Annotated in this window: 13 protein-coding genes and 1 tRNA gene; 5 read left to right on the top strand and 9 right to left on the bottom strand. The window is 57.1% G+C overall.

From position 1 onward, the window contains the following. Positions 1-77: 77 nt before the first annotated feature. Positions 78-791 (top strand): polysaccharide deacetylase family protein, encoded by a 714-nt coding sequence (locus AC0V6V_RS11620; RefSeq protein WP_486165530.1) that lies wholly within the window; start codon positions 78-80, stop codon positions 789-791. Here AC0V6V_RS11620 and clpX read toward each other — a convergent pair. The 5 genes from clpX to AC0V6V_RS11595 form a co-directional block, all read right to left on the bottom strand. Next, on the bottom strand, positions 788-2,056 hold the full coding sequence (clpX, locus tag AC0V6V_RS11615) for an ATP-dependent Clp protease ATP-binding subunit ClpX (protein WP_486137277.1): 1,269 nt from the start codon (positions 2,054-2,056) through the stop codon (positions 788-790). The two genes, AC0V6V_RS11620 and clpX, sit on opposite strands and share 4 nt — an antisense overlap. A 271-nt stretch (positions 2,057-2,327) precedes the next feature. Beyond that, complete coding sequence (locus AC0V6V_RS11610) at positions 2,328-3,032, bottom strand: ATP-dependent Clp protease proteolytic subunit (RefSeq protein ID WP_472644370.1); 705 nt, start codon at positions 3,030-3,032, stop codon at positions 2,328-2,330. Positions 3,033-3,261: 229 nt separating this feature from the next. Next, positions 3,262-5,001 carry a methyl-accepting chemotaxis protein gene (locus AC0V6V_RS11605; protein WP_486165529.1) on the bottom strand — a complete coding sequence of 580 codons (1,740 nt, stop codon included), beginning with the start codon at positions 4,999-5,001 and terminating at the stop codon, positions 3,262-3,264. Between the two features lie 258 nt (positions 5,002-5,259). After that, a complete protein-coding gene (gene tig, locus AC0V6V_RS11600) occupies positions 5,260-6,909 on the bottom strand; it encodes a trigger factor (RefSeq protein WP_486165528.1) in 1,650 nt (549 codons plus the stop codon). A gap of 105 nt (positions 6,910-7,014) precedes the next feature. Beyond that, positions 7,015-7,099, bottom strand: a tRNA-Leu gene (locus AC0V6V_RS11595). A gap of 237 nt (positions 7,100-7,336) precedes the next feature. Here AC0V6V_RS11595 and AC0V6V_RS11590 point away from each other — a divergent pair. The 4 genes from AC0V6V_RS11590 (at position 7,337) to AC0V6V_RS11575 (ending at position 10,633) form a co-directional block, all read left to right on the top strand. Further along, on the top strand, positions 7,337-7,633 hold the full coding sequence (locus AC0V6V_RS11590; protein ID WP_486165527.1) for a DUF3297 family protein: 297 nt from the start codon (positions 7,337-7,339) through the stop codon (positions 7,631-7,633). A 75-nt stretch (positions 7,634-7,708) separates the two neighbouring features. Then, positions 7,709-9,166 carry a ribosome biogenesis GTPase Der gene (gene der / locus AC0V6V_RS11585; protein WP_486165526.1) on the top strand — a complete coding sequence of 486 codons (1,458 nt, stop codon included), beginning with the start codon at positions 7,709-7,711 and terminating at the stop codon, positions 9,164-9,166. A gap of 117 nt (positions 9,167-9,283) precedes the next feature. Next, positions 9,284-10,084, top strand: coding sequence for a hypothetical protein (locus tag AC0V6V_RS11580; protein ID WP_486165525.1), 801 nt, complete (start codon positions 9,284-9,286; stop codon positions 10,082-10,084). Between the two features lie 57 nt (positions 10,085-10,141). Beyond that, on the top strand, positions 10,142-10,633 hold the full coding sequence (locus AC0V6V_RS11575) for a DUF2721 domain-containing protein (RefSeq protein ID WP_486165524.1): 492 nt from the start codon (positions 10,142-10,144) through the stop codon (positions 10,631-10,633). A gap of 109 nt (positions 10,634-10,742) precedes the next feature. Here the strand turns inward: AC0V6V_RS11575 and bfr are convergent, their stop codons facing one another. The 4 genes from bfr to AC0V6V_RS11555 all read right to left on the bottom strand — a co-directional run bounded on the left by bfr (position 10,743) and on the right by AC0V6V_RS11555 (position 14,384). Next, on the bottom strand, positions 10,743-11,225 hold the full coding sequence (bfr, locus tag AC0V6V_RS11570; RefSeq protein WP_472644364.1) for a bacterioferritin: 483 nt from the start codon (positions 11,223-11,225) through the stop codon (positions 10,743-10,745). Between the two features lie 170 nt (positions 11,226-11,395). Further along, positions 11,396-11,599: a (2Fe-2S)-binding protein gene (locus AC0V6V_RS11565; RefSeq protein ID WP_486137286.1), complete on the bottom strand. Its 204-nt coding sequence runs from the start codon at positions 11,597-11,599 to the stop codon at positions 11,396-11,398. 283 nt (positions 11,600-11,882) lie between these two features. After that, positions 11,883-13,190, bottom strand: a complete 1,308-nt coding sequence (locus AC0V6V_RS11560; RefSeq protein ID WP_486165523.1) for a DUF418 domain-containing protein — start codon at positions 13,188-13,190, stop codon at positions 11,883-11,885. A 111-nt stretch (positions 13,191-13,301) separates the two neighbouring features. Then, positions 13,302-14,384, bottom strand: a complete 1,083-nt coding sequence (locus AC0V6V_RS11555) for an SPOR domain-containing protein (protein WP_486165522.1) — start codon at positions 14,382-14,384, stop codon at positions 13,302-13,304. Positions 14,385-14,540: the final 156 nt, after the last annotated feature.

The following is a 14,540-nucleotide window of genomic DNA, read 5'->3' as shown; positions in this document are numbered from 1 at the left end:
TGAGAAATCAGCTAAGCGGGGTTTTGTTCAGGTAAGGTCTGTAAGATAATATCTGACCAGCAAAGGGGGTGTCGTTTATGAGGAAGAAATGGCGTTGGATTGGGGTGTTAGCAACTTTCTTCTTTGCGTCCGCATCCATTCATATGATTTCAAAAGCCCATTGTTTCCAACTTTTGGGGGATGTCATTTGCAAAGCCCCAAGTGACCGCAAAATTGTCGCACTGACTTTCGACGACGGACCGACTCCTGAAGGCGTCAGCGCCGTGCTGCCGGTCCTCGAACAACATGGGGTCAAAGCCACATTCTTTCTCATTGGAAACAGGATGGAACGTTATCCAGAACAGGCACGCCGCATTCTGGATGCAGGCCACGAGCTGGGCAATCACACCTATAGTCACAAACGCAATCTATTCCGATCACAGGCGTTTTATCGCGACGAGGTACTCAAGAACAAAGATATCCTGAAATCATATGGATCTGATAGTAGACTGTTTCGGCCACCGTTTGGTAAGCGCCTTATCGGCTTGCCACTTGTAGTCGACCAAGCGGGATACACGACCATTATGTGGGACGTCGCTGACAAGGCCGAAAGCTATCCCGATCCTGCTGATTATGCGCGTGACATAGTAAGCCGCGTGGAGCCAGGATCAATAATCCTGATCCATCCAATGTACCGAAGCAATCAAACAGCGCGCGACGCGCTGCCTCTCGTGCTCAAAGGATTAAAGCGAAAGGGCTTTGAGGTTGTGCCTGTATCGAAGCTAATCGAGCTGAGTGACCCGGGGCCTTAAGCCGCCTCTTCCTTCTCGTCGTCTTTGCCGCCGAGAACCTGGACCGGAGCTTTCTTGCCCTCGACCACTTCGGCATCGACCACAATTTCGGTCACGCCTTCAAGATCGGGCAGGTCGAACATCGTGTCGAGCAGAATGCCCTCGACGATTGAGCGCAGGCCGCGCGCACCGGTCTTACGCTTGATCGCGCGTTCCGCGATCGCCTTGAGCGCGTCCTCGGTGAAGGTCAGCTCGACATCTTCGAGCTCGAACAATTTTCCATATTGCTTGGAAATGGCGTTCTTCGGCTCGGTCAGGATGGTGACCAGCGCATCGACATCGAGATCGTGCAGGGTCGCAATCACTGGCAGACGGCCAACAAACTCAGGGATCAAACCGAATTTCAGCAGATCTTCTGGTTCGCTCAGTTCGAGCAATTCGCCAACATTGCGCTTGTCCGGGTCAGCAACATGATTGCCAAAGCCGATTGAGCGCTTTTGCAGGCGATCAGCGATAATCTTGTCGAGGCCCGCAAACGCGCCGCCACAGATGAACAGGATGTTCGTCGTGTCGACTTGCAGGAATTCCTGCTGCGGGTGCTTGCGGCCGCCCTGCGGCGGGACAGAGGCCGTGGTGCCTTCCATCAGTTTCAGCAGCGCCTGCTGAACGCCCTCACCCGATACGTCGCGGGTGATCGATGGGTTTTCAGCCTTGCGGGTGATCTTGTCGATCTCGTCGATATAAACGATGCCGTGCTGCGCTTTTTCAACGTTGTAATCGGACGATTGCAGCAGCTTCAGGATGATGTTCTCAACGTCTTCACCGACATAGCCCGCCTCTGTGAGGGTCGTCGCATCCGCCATGGTGAACGGCACATCGAACGTGCGCGCCAGCGTCTGCGCGAGCAATGTCTTACCGGTGCCGGTCGGACCGACCAGCAGGATGTTGGATTTCGCCAGCTCAACACCGTCCGATTTGCCGGAGTGCTTCAGGCGTTTGTAGTGGTTGTGAACCGCGACCGCGAGATTGCGCTTGGCGCTGTCCTGGCCGATCACATAATCGTTAAGCGTTGCGAAGATTTCCGAAGGCGTTGGAACTTCGCCCTCTTTCTTGCCGGCGATGCCAGCCTTCGTCTCTTCACGAATGATGTCGTTGCACAGCTCAACGCATTCATCACAGATGAACACGGTTGGCCCGGCAATAAGCTTGCGCACTTCATGCTGCGACTTCCCACAGAAGCTGCAATACAGGGTGCTCTTGCTGTCAGTTCCGCTCAACTTGGTCATTTCCTATTGTCCTGGGACTTCACTCGCACTGGTTCAAACTACACCGCTTGTAATCCAATTACCAAACCGAGTGCCCGGTGGGGATTCGCTCAACAATATATAGGGCCGGTTGTGAATCAACATTAACGCGGCTCTTTTTGGGCAATTGCCCCGTTTTGGCGTCTTTAAAGTCGCACTTTGGCCGCTTGTGTCCCGGCTTGGGAAGCCGAACCGGTGATTCTTAATCGCGATTCGGCCATCAGCGCCCAAATTACAGTTCAGACCGTGCGCCTTATTCTGGCGCGCCGCCCGAACCCTTCTCATCATCGCTCGAGTCGCCCTCTGGACGGGTCTCGAACACTTTATCGACCAGGCCGAACTTCTTCGCCTCTTCCGCTTCGAGGAAAGTGTCGCGGTCCATCGCCTTTTCGATCTCAGACAGTTTCTTGCCCGTGTACTTCACGTACAGATCATTCATGCTCTTCTTGATCCGCAGGATCTCACGCGCCTGAATTTCAATATCAGAGGCCATGCCGCGCGCACCGCCGGATGGCTGGTGGATCATGATCCGCGAATTTGGCAGTGCGACACGCATGCCCGGCTCACCCGCGGCGAGCAGGAAGCTGCCCATAGAGGCCGCCTGGCCCATGCAAACGGTCGAAACGCGCGGTTTGATGTATTGCATCGTATCGTGGATCGCCATGCCAGCGGTCACAACGCCGCCGGGCGAATTGATATACATCGAAATCGGCTTCGACGGGTTTTCGCTTTCAAGGAACAACAGCTGAGCGGTGATCAGCGAGGCCATGCCATCTTCGACCTGACCGGTGACGAACACGATGCGTTCGCGCAGCAGGCGGGAGAAAATGTCAAAACTGCGTTCGCCGCGGCTGGTTTGCTCAACCACCATCGGCACCAATGCGCCGGTTAGCGGATCGCGGGTAAACTGCCCCTGAGTGCCGTGCGTCTCGCCAGAATTGCCGAACAGGTTGATCATGTGCTGGTGGTCCTTCTTTATCTCGGTTCTGCTATGTCGGGGGCACACGGAAAATGTTCAAGGGCCTTAACCTTCACCTGTGCATTCAATCACAGTTTCTTTTTGCGTGATCGGACACGCCAATGCACGCGCAAATGCCGCCAAACTGGAAAGGAAATCCAACCGGCGGCATTTGTGTAGTGCGTAGGTATAAGCTGGCAGCTCGCTGAGCCGCCGCCGATGCGCGGGCTTAAGCGGCGCGCACCTGCTTGAGGAATTCAGCAACCTGTTCGCGCAGATTTTCAGACTGAAGTGACATTTCCTGCGAGCTGGCGAGCATTTGCGTCGCTGTGCTGCCCGCGGTCATGGAAACTTCGCTCACATCTTCGATGGTTGCGCTGATGTCTTGCGTGTTGCGGGCGGCCAGATCGATGCTTTGCGCCAGATCCTGGCCAGCAACGGCTTGCTGATCCACCGCGCTGGCAATCGCAGTGGCGGTCGATTCCAGAGCAACCACTTCGGTTGAGATCAATGCCAGCGCATTGGCGCTTTCACCGGTCGCATCCTGCATGTCGCGGATCAGGCTTTCGACCTCTTCGGTTGCGCGGCCTGTTTGCGAGGCCAGCTCTTTCACTTCGGATGCCACAACAGAGAAGCCGCGTCCCGCTTCGCCGCCGCGTGCGGCCTCAATCGAGGCGTTCAGCGCGAGCAAATTGGTGCGCTGGGCAATCCCAGCGATCACTTCAACGATTTGGCTGATGCGATCGGCTGAACCGGTCAGTTCAGAGATGGTTGCATCGGCCTTCGCCGCCGCTTCAGAAGCCTTGCGAGCGCGCTCAGATGAAGAGGATGCCTGACGGCTCACTTCATTGATCGACATTGCAAACTCGTCAGAGGCGGAGGCAGCGCCGGTGATACCGTCAGATGCCTGCTTCAAGCTGGAATTGGCGGCGCGGACTGTGGAAGAAGAAGATTCCACATTGCGTGCCAAAATGGTCGCCGAATCTTCCATTTGACTGGAGGCGGCGGCCACACCGGCTGCGACATCGCCAACGGTCTTTTCAAACTTATTGGCAAGGGATTTGAGCATTTGACGCTGCTCTTCTTGGGCACGCTCACGCTCTTCTTTGAGTTCACGCTCGCGGACCAACTCACGCTCAAGCTCAAGCTTGGCGTTGGCGTCCGCCTCAGATTGGACACCGCGCAGCACGGTAAGAGCAGAAGACAGGGTGCCAATCTCGTCGTCGCGATCTGACGCTGGGATCTCTAGATCAAATTCGCCGGCCACAATGCGTTCACTGACATCGCTGATTTCAACAATCGGAGCCACCACGTTTCTGGCAACAAGGCGTTTGCCCAGGAACACCAGGCCAAGCGCAATAAGCAGCCCAACGACTAGAGCCGCGATAAGCGCCTTAATTTCAAACAGGCTTTGGCCAGATGAGACTTGCACTTCAGCGGCCACGTCCTCGCGAATAGCAACAATTTGGTCAAGCAGGACGTCGATGGCATCGTACTTCGGCCCAAGGAACGCTTCCTGATCGATGATATCATCCGGTGCAGCGCGCACCTCTGCCAGGATCGCAGAGAAGTTCTGGAGACCGGCTTCGACTTCTTTGGCTTGCGCGAGGTAGGTTTGATCGATCGAGCCTGCCGCTTCGGCCAGGCGCTCATTCATAACGATCGTGTCTTCGACTCGCTCAATCGCGTTTTCCATGAACTCGGGATCGCGTCCACGAGAGTGATACGCGCCCATCCAGTTCTTCGCGACGTTGACGTTGCGGTCCATGCTGGCAGTCAGGAAGGCAACTTCGGTCTGGTCATACAGTTTTGAGGATCGCTGCTCCATTCGAACCGTACCGACGGTGGCAACCGCACCGAGCACGATAACCAGCAGCGCAAACAAGTTGAACATACGCCCAACCTGCGCGTTGATTGATCCGCCTTCGAAGCGCCTTTTAAGCCACGACATGCTGAACGTGTTACTCATGATGCATGCTCACCCATTGTTCCCTGAAGCCACGCGAGACGGAATGCCTACGTAATTTGCCCTAAGATTGCGTTAGGGATAGCGGCACATGGTTAAAGATGGGTTAGGAACGCGCTGAGAAAGCTGGCCTAGGCTAAACGCTGCGCGCAAACGCAATCGAGCCGTGACCCATTTTCTGGATCACGGCTCGTATTGTTTCGGCAATTTGCTGGTCGCCTGCCCCGCTAAAATGCGAGGGCAAGAGAGGCGCCCGGCGAATTATTTCTTCTTCGCAGGTGCCTTTTTGGCGGCAGGCTTCTTAGCCGGAGCTTTTTTCGCAGGCGCTTTTTTTGCGGCTGGCTTGGCATCCGCCTTGGCTGCTGGCTTCTTGGCCGCCGCTTTCTTGGCTGGCTCAGCCTTTTTCGCCGGGGCTTTCTTAGCCGCTGGCTTTTTCGCTGGGGCCTTTTTGGGCGCTGGCTCTTTCTTATCCGCAGCCTTCGCAGGCGCTTTTTTCGCAGCTGGCTTTTTAGCCGGAGCTTTCTTCGCTGCCGCTTTCTTGGCCGGGGCCTTCTTCTTGGCGGCTGGCTTGCTGTCGGCGGCTTCATCCGCTTCGATTGCGGCTTGCAGCTCTTCCTGCGTCACTTCGCGCTCGGTAACTTCAGCCTTGTCAAACAGGAAATCGACGACCTTGTCTTCATAGAGCGGTGCGCGCAGCTGAGCAGCGGCCATTGGCTCTTGCTGAATGTACTGCATGAAACGCTCGCGATCTTCTTCGCGGTATTGCTGAGCGGCTTGCTGCACCAGCATTTGCATTTCCTGCGCGGTCACTTCGACGCCATTGGCTTGGCCAATTTCGCTCAGCAGCAGGCCCAAACGCACGCGGCGCTCGGCGATGGAACGATATTCGTCCTTTTCCGCTTCGATTTCTTTCAAAGCCTCTTCAGGCTTCTCTTCCTTCGCGGCTTCTTGCTGAAGCTGAGCCCAGATTTGCTCAAATTCGGCATCCACCATGTTGTCTGGAACGGCAAAGTCATGACCCGCCGCCAGTTGATCAAGCAAAGCGCGCTTCATTTGCGTGCGCGTGAGACCGGCGGTCTGCTGTTCCAGCTGACCCTTCATGATCTCTTTCAACTTATCGAGATCATCAAGGCCGAGATTCTTCGCAAAATCATCGTCGATCTTGGTGTCGGTTTCGACCTTCACTTGCTTAACAGTGATGTCGAACTGAACCGCTTTACCGGCGAGATGCGCGGCCTGATAATCTTCAGGGAAGGTCACGTCGATGGTCTTCTCATCGCCGGTCTTCGAACCCGTCAGCTGCTCTTCAAAGCCTGGGATAAACTGGCCAGAGCCGAGCACCAATGGCGCGTCTTCGGCTTTGCCGCCTTCAAATTCTTCGCCATCAAGCTTGCCAACGAAATCGATGATCAGCTGATCGCCGTCCGCTGCCTTCTTCGATTTGGCGGCGTCTTTATAGCTCTTGTTCTGGCCCGCGAGGCCTTGCAGCGCTTCTTCGACCTGCTCGTCCTTCACAGGAACAACCAGTTTCTCGAGCGTCAGGCCGTCGGTGCTTGGCGCTTCAACCTCTGGGAGAATCTCCAGCTCGACCGAGATCTCGGCGTCTTTGCCTTCTTCATAGCCCTCAGCCAGCTCAACCTTAGGCTGCATAGCAGGACGCAGCCCCTCATCGGTGAGCAATTTTTCCAGCGAATCGCGAATCGTGTCGTTCACAACCTGCGCGTGCAGCTGTTCGCCGTGCATTTTCTTCACCAGATTGGCTGGCACTTTGCCGGGACGGAAGCCCGGCATTTGCACCTGAGGGGCGACCTTTTTGATCTCCGCGTCGATCTTTTGCGCCAATTCCTTGGCAGTGACAGTGATCTGATAGGCGCGCTTCAGGCCTTCATTGGTGGTTTGCTTGGTCTGCATTGGAAAAACTGAAACCTTCTCAACAATCTCGTAAGTTCAGACACTTAAACGCCATTACGACGCGCATCTGATATGCGAATTCTCAACACCGGCGCGGAAAAACATTGGTGCGGGCGAAGGGACTCGAACCCCCACATCTTTCGATACTGGTACCTAAAACCAGCGCGTCTACCAATTCCGCCACGCCCGCTTGATTGAACGAAGCCGCGCGGGAAACCAACCGGCCCCCGCGCGCATTGCGCTCGCCTCTAGTCTGGTGCGCGAAAAAGGGCAAGCGGAACGATCTTGTTCCGCCGCGCACCTGCGACTATGGACGCCTCAGAACTTTCAAACGCTTGTCCCCGCCGCCTTTGGCCAACCCATGTGCACATCGCCGTGAGTGGCCAGAATATAAGTGTGGGCAATCTCTGGATTTGGATAAAAGAGCATGACTGAAGAAACAAAGCCAACAGCTGGCACCGACACGCCGCCCGATCACTTGTCTGTGAACCCTCGCAGCAAGCATTTCGATGCAGAGGTTCTGCAGCGCGGGATCGGCATTCGTTTTAAGGACCGCGTGCGCAACGACATTGAGGAATACTCAATTTCCGAAGGTTGGGTGCGCGTACAGGCGGGCAAGACGGTGGACCGCAAAGGCCAGCCGCTGACCATCAAATTGAACGGCCCGGTTGAGGCATGGTTTGAAGACCTGGGCGACAACCCGCCCATTGCCAAAGCGGAATAAACCCCGCCGCTCGCCTACACCGCTGCTGCGGCGCAGGCCTGAACAGGACAGCGCGCGAGCGGTAAGGACAGCATCATGACACCGACAGATAAACCGCAAGTCATTATTATTGGCCGGCCCAATGTCGGCAAATCGACATTGTTCAACCGGCTGGTGGGCAAGAAGCTCGCGCTGGTCGATGATCAGCCGGGCGTGACCCGTGATCGCCGCATGGGCGATGCGGAGCTTGCCGGGCTAGAGTTTACGATCGTCGACACCGCCGGATGGGAAGATGAAGACCCCGACAGCCTGTCTGGCCGCATGCGCCAGCAGACCGAGGTCAGCATTGAAGGCGCAGATGCGATCCTGTTCGTGATTGATGCGCGCGCTGGCGTGACCCCGCTTGATCAAGAGGTCGCCCGGTTCCTGCGCGAACAGCGCGAGATCAAGGGCGAGAAGGTGCCTGTCGTACTCGTCGCGAACAAAGCCGAGGGCAAGCAGGGCGAGGACGGCATTTTAGAAAGCTACTCGCTCGGCATGGGCGAGCCAATCGGGGTTTCGGCCGAGCATGGCGAAGGCGTCGCCGATATGTTTGGCGCGCTGTGGCCGCTAATCGGAGACAAGGCCGAGGCGCTGAAGGCCGCCGCGCAGTTCGCGCTCGATGAGGGAGAAGAGGCCCCGCTGGGTCCGCTGAAGCTGGCAATTGTCGGCCGTCCGAACGCGGGCAAATCGACATTGATCAACCGGATGCTGGGCGAGGACCGCCTGCTGACCGGACCAGAGGCCGGGATCACCCGCGATTCGATTGCGGTCGATTGGGACTGGACGGATCCCGACAGCGGCGAGACGCGCGAGATCCGTCTGATCGACACCGCGGGCATGCGCAAAAAGCGCAATGTGACAGAGAAGCTGGAGAAGCTCTCCGTCGCCGATGCCCGCCGCGCAGTCGATTTTGCCGAGGTGGTCGTATTGCTGCTCGACGCGACGCAGGGCCTTGAGCATCAGGACCTCAAGATCGCCAGCATGTGCCTCGAAGAAGGCCGCGCTCTGATGATCGCCATCAACAAATGGGACATTGCCGAGGACCCCAGCGGATTGTTCAACGGCATTCGCCGCGCGCTCGACGATGGTCTGGCGCAGGTTCGCGGTCTGCCCCTGTTTGCCGTGTCTGCAAAGACCGGCAAAGGGCTCGACACCATGTTGTCTGGCGCATTTGAAATTCGCGAAAGCTGGTCAAAGCGCGTGCCCACCGCCGCGCTCAACCGCTGGTTCGACGATGCGCTGGCCAACAACCCGCCGCCCGCACCAAAGGGCCGCCGGATCAAGCTGCGCTACATCACTCAGGTCGGCACCCGCCCGCCGCGCTTTGTGGTGTTCGGCAGCCGTCTGGAAGTGCTCCCGACCAGCTACGAACGCTATCTGGTAAACGGCATCCGCTCGAAACTCGGCTTTGACGCCGTGCCAGTGCGCGTGTCGCTCAAAAGCCCGAAGAACCCCTACAATGCCAATCGCGGCGGAGGGGGCAATTACAGCGGCGGAGCTGATAAGACCTAGGCTCCTCGTTGAATAGAGTTAATGCGCTATCTTGCGTATTATTGATGACGATCATAATCTCAAAAAATGGTAGCAAAGGCTTCTTTTCGCACCCGAGCAGGCCAACCCGGTCCAGACTTGATCTGGTTTGCCCCGCTATTTGCGCTCATTTTATTCGCCTTTGCCGTGTTCTACCATCTAAACGCTTGGATCGCATTATTTGGACTAACCTTGGCATTGACTGCAGCAGTACTCAGGAGACGACTACCGCCAGATCAGGCGCTTTTTATTGCGGCAATTTATGCTGTTATCGGCGTCTCGATGCTAGCTGCATTCTACAAGCAGAGCCCGGAAATTTTCGACGGCCCTAAGGCGGTTCCTGAAAAAAGGGCACCGCCGATCAACAGATTTGGCTTCGTCAATCATAGCAGACCCTTCTATCGCGACCCTCTTCCTCCAATTGACAGATGGTTCGACCTTAATGGTTTCGACAGGTCCGCGAGTATTCCGCATACAACGCGCATTGAAAAAGAGGACTTCGCTTTTTTGTCAGGTGACGTCTTAATTGAGAGCTTCAGCTACGAGCGCTCTACAAAACATGGCGCACTAGCCGCATGCGACGCGCGATGCATGACGCTCCTAGAGCTACCGAAAATAACCTCGGTTACCGTCAAGCCTGATCGCTCCGTATTTTGGGAAGGGCCGCGCGCGCTCATGCCTGGGATCAAACCCATCGGACAAACCTTTCGCATTGCTAGTTCGGAGCAATGCCAGACTTTTTGGTACGTGGATGATCGCGGGGAACGGACCAAGCCTGACAATTTGGTCCAAGCTGTCAAGCAGGGGCGCTACGATAATGCCGTAACAAGCTGGTGCCTTGAAGAAAGCACTACAGCCCCGAAAAGCTTCGACCATCGCCTCACCGGCAAGGAATTTTAGCGAGCGCGGAAAGCCAACCCTTGCCTGAACTTGCGTTGCCACTATCAGATCGCAGCTATGCTCCTCGACCTGCTTACCTCTTCCGACATTGCCTCTGACCTCATCGAGCGCACCTCCAGTACAATGCGCGTGCAGGAAATCGTCCGGCTCAGCCTAGCACCGGCATTTCTGCTCGCAGGGATTGGCGCGGTGATGAATGTGATGATGGCGCGGCTGATCTGGGTCGCGGGCCGAATTGAACGGCTGGAAGAGCGCCTGTCCGAAGACCGCACGACCCGCGAACAGCGCGAGCTGACCCGGCTGCGTCGGCGCCGCCGCCTAGTTCAGCGGGCTGTGATGTTCAGCACCGCTGCGGCCTTATCGATCTGTGTAGTGATTATCATGCTGTTCATCAGCGCCTTTATCCGGCCTCAGATCGGGACGCTGATCGCGGGCGCATGGATAGCGACCATGGGATTTCTGACCACGGGCCTACTGCATTTTGCGAGAGAGACACTTGTGGCCTCCGCTGGCCAATCGGACAAAGCCACGCCTGATGATGGGAGTTAGTGGCGAGGGTCGACATACTGCCATCACTCTCGGCCAAACACAAAAAGGGCGGAGCCGCTTAAGCCGCCCCGTCCTTCTTGACTGATAGGCCTATCTGGCCGCTGAGAGCTTACTCTTCGCCAGCGGCCTTGCTTTGCAGCTGGACGTAGTTTTCCAGCCCCATGTTCTTGATCATGTCGAATTGCGTTTCGAGGAAGTCGACGTGCTCCTCCTCGTTGTCCAAGATGTGCGCAAACAGGTCGCGGCTGACATAGTCGCGTACGCTTTCGCTGTATTCGACCGCATCGCGCAGCAGCGGGATCGCGTCTTCTTCCAGCGCCATATCGGCTTTCAAAATTTCCTCGACAGTCTCGCCGACGCGCAGATTGTGGATCGCCTGGAAATTGGGCAGGCCGTTGAGGAACAGAACCCGCTCGGCCAGCTTGTCGGCGTGCTCCATCTCTTCGATGGATTCCTTGCGCTCATATTCGGCCAGCTTGGTGACGCCCCAATCGTCGAGCACGCGGTAGTGCAACCAATATTGGTTGATCGCGGTCAGCTCGTTGGTGAGCGCCTTGTTGAGAAATTCGATGACTTTTGGATCGCCCTTCATGGGTGATGCTCCTTGAATAGATAACGCGCTGCGGGGCGCGGATTGGCGGTGACACTGGTTGTGATGTGCGCACTATATGCGCGCAAAACCGCCGCCATTCAAGGCGTGGGCGTATAAAAATGTAAGATTTTCAGCTACTTGCGATACCCTCGCAATAGCGTATTGCCAGTTTAGATTGCGAGTTCTTTGCAAGAAGCAAGACGCTCTGCAACGCCGCGCACTTCATCCAGAATTTTGTCAGCTTCTTGAAGGCATTGGCCGCAATTGGGACGCTTGCCGAGCTTTGCATAGACCGCTTCTGCATCGCCAGATGTGCCAAGGCCCGCCTTACGCAGGTCAGTTTCACGGATCGCATTGCAAATACAGATATACATGACGGCTTTTCGCTACTCCTGCGAATCAATTGCAAAAGCACATTATGAGAATTAATCTCAATAGCAAGAGGATTCTACTCGGTCCGCATCGCATCCGCGATGCGATCTCCTCGCGGCTTGCGGACAAGTCCGCGCCGCTGCGGGCGGGCATGCGCCCTTGCGGTCGCTGACGCGACCGAGCTGCACTGCATTGTATATTGGACACCAAATCCCGAAACGTACGGATCCACAATCCAGATGGAAGGGCCGAAAGCGCGGGTGGCTAGGAAACTAAAGCAAGCCGTCATCGCCTCATCGGGAACAGCTTAGCGTAGGTCAGGCAGCGCCAGAGCCATTCAAGCGGGCCATAGCGAAACCGATCCAGCCACGGCTTCGACCATGCGAGCATGATGATGCAGGCGGCCAGAACCACCAGATAGAGCTGAGGCCGATTAAGCTCTCCAAACAGACCCAAAGCCCAGCCGTGGAAGACCAGCAGCATCAGCACCGAAGTGCCAAGGTAATTGGTGAAGGCGGCGCGCCCGGCGGCGGACACGCGTTGCCCCAGCCATCCGGTCGCCTTGGGCGCGGCGAGCACGAGCAAAGCAGCCATTCCCAGAACCATCATTAGCCTGGGCAGCGGACTGATCCCGACAAACGCCGCGAGCGTCCCGTAATAGGTGAAGCCATTCGACTTGGCCCACAGCGCGATGGCCAAATGCAGCGCACCCCCGCTGATCAGACCGATCCAGCCCCATTTGCGCAAAGTCGAGGGCGCCCAGCCGCCGCTAAAAAACCCCATCCGGTAAAGCGCCATACCGATGAGCATCAGAGGGAACGTCTCAATCGCAAAGAACATCGCGTTGGCGAAGGGTTCAAACCAATGCTCCTCAACGCGGTGCTGAACAAATGCGCCGTAATCGCCTGATTGCTTGATCTCGGCCTCAACTGCGTCTTCGGCCCGCGCCTCTTGCTTGCCGCCCTCCAAATCATCGCGCATTTCGCTGAACGCAGCTTGCTCACCCATTGGCGTATCAGCCACAAAAGCGAGCGGCACCATCATTAAAGCATAGAGGATTGCGCCAACCAGATATCCGAGCAGCCCAACCTTTAGCTGCGTGTCAGCTTTCCATTTGAGGCATGGCAGGACGATCCATCCGATTAGGGCATAATAGGCAAGAATATCGCCGCGCCAGATGAAGAAGAAATGGATGAGGCCGAATAGCAGCAGCCAGAATAATCGCCGCGCCTGCAGCCAGCGCGTCTCCCCACGCGCCCATGCTCGCTCCATAAACAGGTAAAGCCCCGCGCCAAACAGGATCGTGAAGAGCCCGCGCATCTTGCCATCGATCACGACAAATTGCGCAATCCATTGCCATCCGCCCGGATCATTGGCCGGGACAAGGAATGCCTCCGGGAACATGTAAGCGCTAAAGGGTTGGCCAAAAGCGATGATATTCGCCGCCAAAATGCCCATCACGGCAAGACCGCGAATGAAATCTAGGCTGCCGATGCGATCGGAGATCTTAGCCGGTCCGCCCTCTGGCACACCATCAGCTGCATTATCGCCCAGCGTAAATTCGGCCGCTTGCCCACTTTGCGTATCACTCATGTCAATCCCACCCATTGTCCCGGTGGCATGATAGCAGCCCTCCGCCTTAGGGAAAGCCGGGCTGTGGGTAGTGCGTGGGCCGTTTTCGGTGGTTCGCCGAAAAACGAGGGCCTATTTCTTGGTAACGAGGCAGCCTTGCCCTTGGGCCTTCAAGGCGTTGCACGCTTTTTGCGCCGAAGCGCGCGAAGCGAAACCGCCCGCGTGCAGGCGCGTGACCCGGCCCGCTGGGACCAGAATCTTGCGCGCACCCGACAAAGCACTGGAGCCTGAAAGCTTCTTCCAAAGCCGATCTGCATTGCCAGCCACGCCAAACGCGCCGAGCTGAACCCGCCACGGGCCATTGCCGGTCGGGGCGGTGCGCGGCGCAGGCGGCGTTACGCGAGTCGGTGCAGCTGCTGCCGGAGCAGTGGTGCTAGCCGCGGCTGGGCCATTAAGACTAAAATTAGTGTTTACCCGAGGTTCGCTAGGCGCAGGAACCGGAGTGGCTTGCGCAACCCTCGGTCCAGGCTGCGTGCCCGATGGCAGGCGATTAAGCTCCGCATCGGCCAATTGCGCAGCGCGCAGTTTAACGGCCTCTGCCTCCAGATCACGCGCGACCGACTGAGCCATTCGGCGCTGCTCGATCGGCACATAGCGATCCATTTGCGCGACGGCATCTTTCGCTTGCGGGAGGCCAGCAGACACCGACAAGGTCAGCAAAGCATAGGCGCGCACCCAATCTTTCGGAGCGTAATCGCCGTTAAAATGCGCCAAGCCTAAAATGTATTGCGCGCGCGGATCGCCGCGCTCCGCCGCCGCTGTGACGAGCGGCATGGCTTCCGCTTGCTCGCCCTGCTGGAACAAGAGCAGCCCGTAGTTATCGGCCGCCTTTACGTGGCCCTTGCGCGCTGCCTCAGCATAAAGAGTGCGCGCGCGCTCGACATCAAGCTCAACCCCGCGGCCAAGGCGGTATGCCTGGGCGAGGTTAAACATCGCATCGGCATCGCCGCGCCCAGCCGGGCCGCGCCATTGCTCCACCGCAGTGGTGAAATCGCCAGAGCTCCATGCATCCACGCCCGCCTTCACATCGGCCATTGCCGGCGCCGCTGCCAAAGCGATCGCTGCGACGGCTCCGCTCGCGGCCAGCCTCATACCGGCAAACACGCGGGCTGTTGCAGATTTAGAATCGGCATCAAGGGCAAGGAAATGGGCCATGATCATTCTCTTATAAATAGCGTCAAAACTGTGTGCTTGCCGCCCGATTGCTTGCGCGTACGGGCGTGCACATGTGCCTTATAGTGAACGATCCGTTAGGAATTCGTTGCCATACCCTAATCGCAAGCAAGATGTTGGTTTCGTGATCCTCGTTAA

Source organism: Erythrobacter sp. S249, assembly GCF_057364975.1.
This window is presented reverse-complemented; position numbering and strand designations above follow the sequence as displayed.